The organism is Mycobacterium sp. (assembly GCF_050701675.1).
In the GTDB taxonomy this organism is placed as follows: domain Bacteria; phylum Actinomycetota; class Actinomycetes; order Mycobacteriales; family Mycobacteriaceae; genus Mycobacterium.
On sequence record NZ_JBOGDD010000913.1, the window covers coordinates 1 to 4,755 of the forward strand.

The following is a 4,755-nucleotide window of genomic DNA, read 5'->3' on the forward strand; positions in this document are numbered from 1 at the left end:
GATCCTTGGCTGTCCAGTCACTCATGGCTGAAGCCTAGTTCCCTGGATCGCTCCGCTCTTGCCTCGCCGGGACGCGTAGTTACTTCGCCTTGACGGTGAAGCCCTTGATGATCGCCTCGATGTCGGGACCGTCGACCTGCGCCTGGTCGGCGAACGCCGTCACGGTGAGCTGGATCAGATACTTCTGACCGGGGAGGTTGGCCCTGGCCGGGGTTCCGGTGGCGATGACCACCCGGTTGTAGCTCTGCATCCGTTGCCCGTTCAGGTCGTAGGTGCCCTCGATCATGGCCGACGGGAAGCCCCGGAAATTGTCCGCGGACGCGTTGAGCTGTTTGAAGTCCTTCGACAGCTTCGCGTCACCGTCGGCGTGCTTGAGCGCTTCGACAGGATCGAAGTTTCCATCCAGTTGGAAGACCAGAAGCATCGCCGTCGGATAGGTGTCGCCCCTGGCGATCGTCCTGGTGCCGGGTGAGAGGTTGGCGTTGAAGTAGGGCTTCCAGCCGGGCGGCGAGGGCACGACGACGGTCAGGTCGGTCAGCTTGTCGGGTGCGACGGGCGCGCCGGTGACGCCGATGTTGTCGAAGTAGGTCGAGATGGAGATGGGTTTGTCGGTGCTGGTCGGGGTGGCGGACGCGGTGGTGGTCTGCCAGATGGACCGGTAGTCGGGCGCCGAGGGGCTGCACCCCGCGACGGTGAGTGCGATCAGAAGCCCCGCTCCCGCGATCGCCTCCGTCGGGAGCTTCACGTCACGGTCACCTTGAAACCGGAGATGATGCTGCTCAGCGCGGGTGATGCCGCGATCGGCTGGTCGACGAGGGTGGTCACGGTGAGCTGAACCAGGTAGCGCTTGCCGTCCGACGGCACGGTCGCGATGACGATCCGGCTGTAGTGCTGGCTGGTACCCGAGACGCCCTGCGCGGCAGCCGATGGGAAGCCCTGGTAGTCCTCGAAGGACTCGGTTCGATTGGTCGCGGTCGGTGGCAACGCGTCCGTGTTGGCGTGGTGGATCGCGTCCTTGGGGTCGAAGTCGCCGTTGAGCGCAATCGCCATCAGCGTCGCCGACGGGTACGTGCCCTTGCCACCGAGCGGCTGGACGAAGTCGATACCGGTGGCGAACAGCGGGTCGCCTGCGCGCGTCCAGCCGTCGGGGATGGGCACCGTGACCTGCAGACCGGGGGTGTTGTCGAAGCGGGCGGGTGTTCCCGTGACTCCGATCGAGGCCAGATAATCCCTGAACGCCATCGGTTTTCCTGGGGGCGGCGGGGGCGCCGGTGTCATCGTGGGCGTCGAGCTCGTCGTGGTGGTGGGAGACGACGACGAAGCGCTCCGGTCGGTTGCTCCTGACCCGCAGGCCGCGAGCACCAGCGCCATCACCAGCGCGCCCGCGTATCGAACCGGGATCACGAAATCACGTCGACGGCGGCGATCGGGTGCTCGGCCATCTCAGGCATCTCCGTCGAACAGTCCTGTCACCGAACCGTTTTCGAAGACCGCGCGGATCGTGCTGGCCAGCAGCGGCGCGATCGACAGCACGGTCAGCTGCGGGAACCGCTTGTCCTCGCCGATCGGCAGCGTGTTGGTGACCACGACCTCGCGGGCGCCGCATTCGGCGAGCCGGTCGCGGGCCGGATCGGACAGCACGCCATGGGTGGCGGCGATGACGACGTCGGCCGCGCCGTCCTCCTTCAGGAGCTTGACCGCACCCGCGATGGTGCCGCCGGTGTCGATCATGTCGTCGGTGAGGATGCAGGTCCTGCCCTTGACGTCGCCCACCACGCGGTTGGACTTGACCTGGTTCGGCACCAGCGGGTCACGGGTCTTGTGAATGAAGGCCAGCGGAACGCCTCCCAGTGAATCCGCCCACTTCTCGGCGACGCGCACGCGCCCGGAGTCGGGGGAGACGACGACCATGTCGTGGCCCGCGTAGTGGTCGCGGATGTAACCGCACAGCAGGGACTGGCCGCGCATGTGGTCGACGGGGCCGTCGAAGAAGCCCTGGATCTGGTCGGTGTGCAGGTCGACCGACACGATGCGGTCGGCACCCGCGGTCTTGTAGAGGTCGGCGACCAGGCGGGCCGAGATGGGCTCGCGGCCGCGGTGCTTCTTGTCCTGCCGGGCATAGGGATAGAACGGCAGGATCGCCGTGATGCGCTTGGCGCTGCCGCGCTTGAGGGCGTCGATCATGAGGAGCTGTTCCATCAGCCACTTGTTCAGCGGCGCGGGATGGGATTGCAGCACGAAGGCGTCACACCCGCGCACCGACTCGTCGAATCGCACGAAGATCTCACCGTTGGCGAAGTCGCGAGCGGTCTGTGCCGTCACTGCGACGTCCAATTCCTTGGCGACCTGTTCGGCGAGTTCGGGGTGCGCGCGACCCGAGAACAACATCAGGTTCTTGCGATTGTCGGTCCAGTCCGTGGCCACTTCGCCGCTGCCTTTGCCGTCGGGGATCGATACGGGGGCAATGGTACGTAGCGTTCCTTGGAGTCCGTGGCCGGGTTACCGGAAAACGAACGTCAGGAGTCCAGCCGGTCGTCCGGCGAGACGTCTGCCGCCACGTCGGGGCCTGCGTTCCTGGCTGCCTCCGCGGCGGCGGAGTTCGGTCGTTTGCGCGCCACCCAGCCCTCGATGTTGCGCTGGGGTCCGGCCGAGACGGCCAGTGCGCCCGGCGGCACGTCATCGCGGACGACGGTGCCCGCGCCGGTGTACGCGCCGTCGCCGACGGTGACCGGTGCGACGAACATGTTGTCCGAACCGGTCTTCACGTGTGAGCCAATCGTGGTGCGCTGCTTGGTTTCTCCGTTGTAGTTCACGAACACGCTGGAGGCGCCGATGTTGGTGTGTTCGCCGATGTCGGCGTCGCCGACGTAGGTCAGGTGCGGCACCTTGGTGCCGGTGCCGATGGTCGCGTTCTTGGTCTCGACGAACGTGCCGATCTTGCCGTCGGCCCCGAGTTCGGTGCCGGGCCGCAGGTACGCGAACGGGCCGACGACGGCGCCGTCGCCGACGACCGACGAGGACCCCTGCGTGCGGATCACGGTGGCCCCGTCGCCGACGGCGACGCCGGTCAGCGTCGTGTCGGGCCCGATCTGGCAGCGCGCGCCGATGCGGGTGGTGCCGAGCAGCTGGGTACCGGGGGCGATGACGGTGTCTCGACCGACGGTGACGTCGACGTCGATCCACGTGGTGGCCGGGTCGACGACGGTCACGCCGCTGCGCTGCACGGCGGCGACGATCCGCCGGTTGAGCTCGCGGTGCAGATCGGCCAGCTGGACGCGGTCGTTGACGCCCGCGACCAGCGCGCTGTCGTCCACGTGTTGCGCGCGCACCCGCTGGTGGTCGCTCCGCAGGATCTCGATGGCGTCGGTGAGGTACAGCTCGCGTTGCGCGTTGTGCGCGCGCAATTTGGTCAGCGACCAGCGCAGTGCGGCGGCGTCGAACGCGTAGACGGCCGCGTTGACCTCGCGGATCGCGCGCTGGGATTCCGACGCGTCGGCCTCCTCGACGATGCTGGTGACCGCCCCGTCCTGGGTGCGCAGGATGCGCCCGTAGCCCGTGGGATCGGTCAGCGTGGTGGTCAGTAGGGTCGCGGCGGCCGATTGACTGACCTGGGTGTCGATGAGGCCGGCCAGGGTGTCGGCGTCCAGCAGCGGGACGTCGCCGGCCATCACCACCACGGTGCCCGCGAAGTCGGCGGGCAGCGCGGCCATGCCGCAGCCGACGGCGTGCCCGGTGCCCAGCTGTTCTTCCTGCACCGCGACGTCGATCTGGCGGCCGAGTTCCTTGGCGAGCCCGTTGATCGCAGGCGTGACTTGGTCGCGGTCCTTTCCGAGGACCACGATCAGATGCTGTGGGGAGACCTTGGCGACCGCGTGCAGGGCGTGCGCGAGCATGCTGCGCCCGCCCAGGGTGTGCAGCACCTTGGGCACGTCGGACCGCATCCGGGTGCCAGACCCCGCGGCCAGGACGATGACCGCGGTTTCGCCTCGTGTCGTCATGGATCCCTCACTTCCGCGCGAGCGTGCGCGTTGTGCCGGTCCGAGCGGCGTGTCGTCGTTCAGACACGCACGCTCGCGGCAACTACTGCTCCGTGCCACTGCTCCGTCGCCAGGACTCGAACCTGAACTATCTGTACCAAAAACAGAGGTGCTGCCAATTACACTACGACGGACTGCGGGAGTGACTTTACGGGAGTGACCCTAGTCGAGGGCCTAGGCTCAGTGTCGTGGCAGCACCGGAGAAGGAAGCGCGTGCACCCCGGGCGCGCATGACCGGCAGCGAGCGCCGCCAGCAACTGGTCGAGATCGCCAAGTCGCTGTTCGCCGAGCGGGGCTACGACGCCACGTCCATCGAGGAGATCGCCCAGCGGGCCAATGTCTCCAAGCCCGTGGTCTACGAGCACTTCGGCGGCAAGGAAGGCCTCTACGCCGTCGTCGTGGACCGCGAGATGTCGGCGCTGCTCGACGGCATCACCTCATCGCTGACCAACAACCGCTCCCGGGTGCGCGTCGAACGGGTGGCGCTCGCGCTGCTCACCTACGTCGAAGAGCGCACCGACGGCTTCCGCATCCTCATTCGCGATTCCCCGGCCAGCATCGCCTCGGGCACGTATTCGAGCCTGCTCAACGACGCCGTCAGTCAGGTGGCGTCGATCCTGGCCGGCGACTTCTCCCGCCGCGGGCTCGATCCCGAGCTGGCCCCGCTGTACGCCCAAGCCCTCGTCGGCTCGGTGTCGATGACGGCGCAGTGGTGGCT

Annotated in this window: 5 protein-coding genes and 1 tRNA gene; 1 reads left to right on the top strand and 5 read right to left on the bottom strand. The window is 67.7% G+C overall.

What is annotated here, in order from left to right:
• Positions 1 to 79: 79 nt before the first annotated feature.
• The 5 genes from ACRDUX_RS27700 to ACRDUX_RS27720 all read right to left on the bottom strand — a co-directional run bounded on the left by ACRDUX_RS27700 (position 80) and on the right by ACRDUX_RS27720 (position 4,171).
• Complete coding sequence (locus ACRDUX_RS27700; RefSeq protein WP_526418520.1) at positions 80 to 745, bottom strand: LpqN/LpqT family lipoprotein; 666 nt, start codon at positions 743 to 745, stop codon at positions 80 to 82.
• Positions 742 to 1,404 carry an LpqN/LpqT family lipoprotein gene (locus ACRDUX_RS27705; protein WP_526418522.1) on the bottom strand — a complete coding sequence of 221 codons (663 nt, stop codon included), beginning with the start codon at positions 1,402 to 1,404 and terminating at the stop codon, positions 742 to 744. The genes ACRDUX_RS27700 and ACRDUX_RS27705 overlap by 4 nt, the downstream gene beginning before the upstream one ends.
• A 39-nt stretch (positions 1,405 to 1,443) precedes the next feature.
• Entirely contained in the window at positions 1,444 to 2,424 is a 981-nt protein-coding gene (locus ACRDUX_RS27710) for a ribose-phosphate diphosphokinase (protein ID WP_526418524.1), read from the bottom strand.
• A 92-nt stretch (positions 2,425 to 2,516) separates the two neighbouring features.
• A complete protein-coding gene (gene glmU / locus ACRDUX_RS27715; protein WP_526418526.1) occupies positions 2,517 to 3,998 on the bottom strand; it encodes a bifunctional UDP-N-acetylglucosamine diphosphorylase/glucosamine-1-phosphate N-acetyltransferase GlmU in 1,482 nt (493 codons plus the stop codon).
• A gap of 101 nt (positions 3,999 to 4,099) precedes the next feature.
• Positions 4,100 to 4,171 (bottom strand) — tRNA-Gln (locus ACRDUX_RS27720).
• A gap of 96 nt (positions 4,172 to 4,267) precedes the next feature.
• Here ACRDUX_RS27720 and ACRDUX_RS27725 point away from each other — a divergent pair.
• The coding region (locus ACRDUX_RS27725; protein ID WP_526418528.1) for a TetR/AcrR family transcriptional regulator at positions 4,268 to 4,755 on the top strand (488 nt) is incomplete at its 3' end.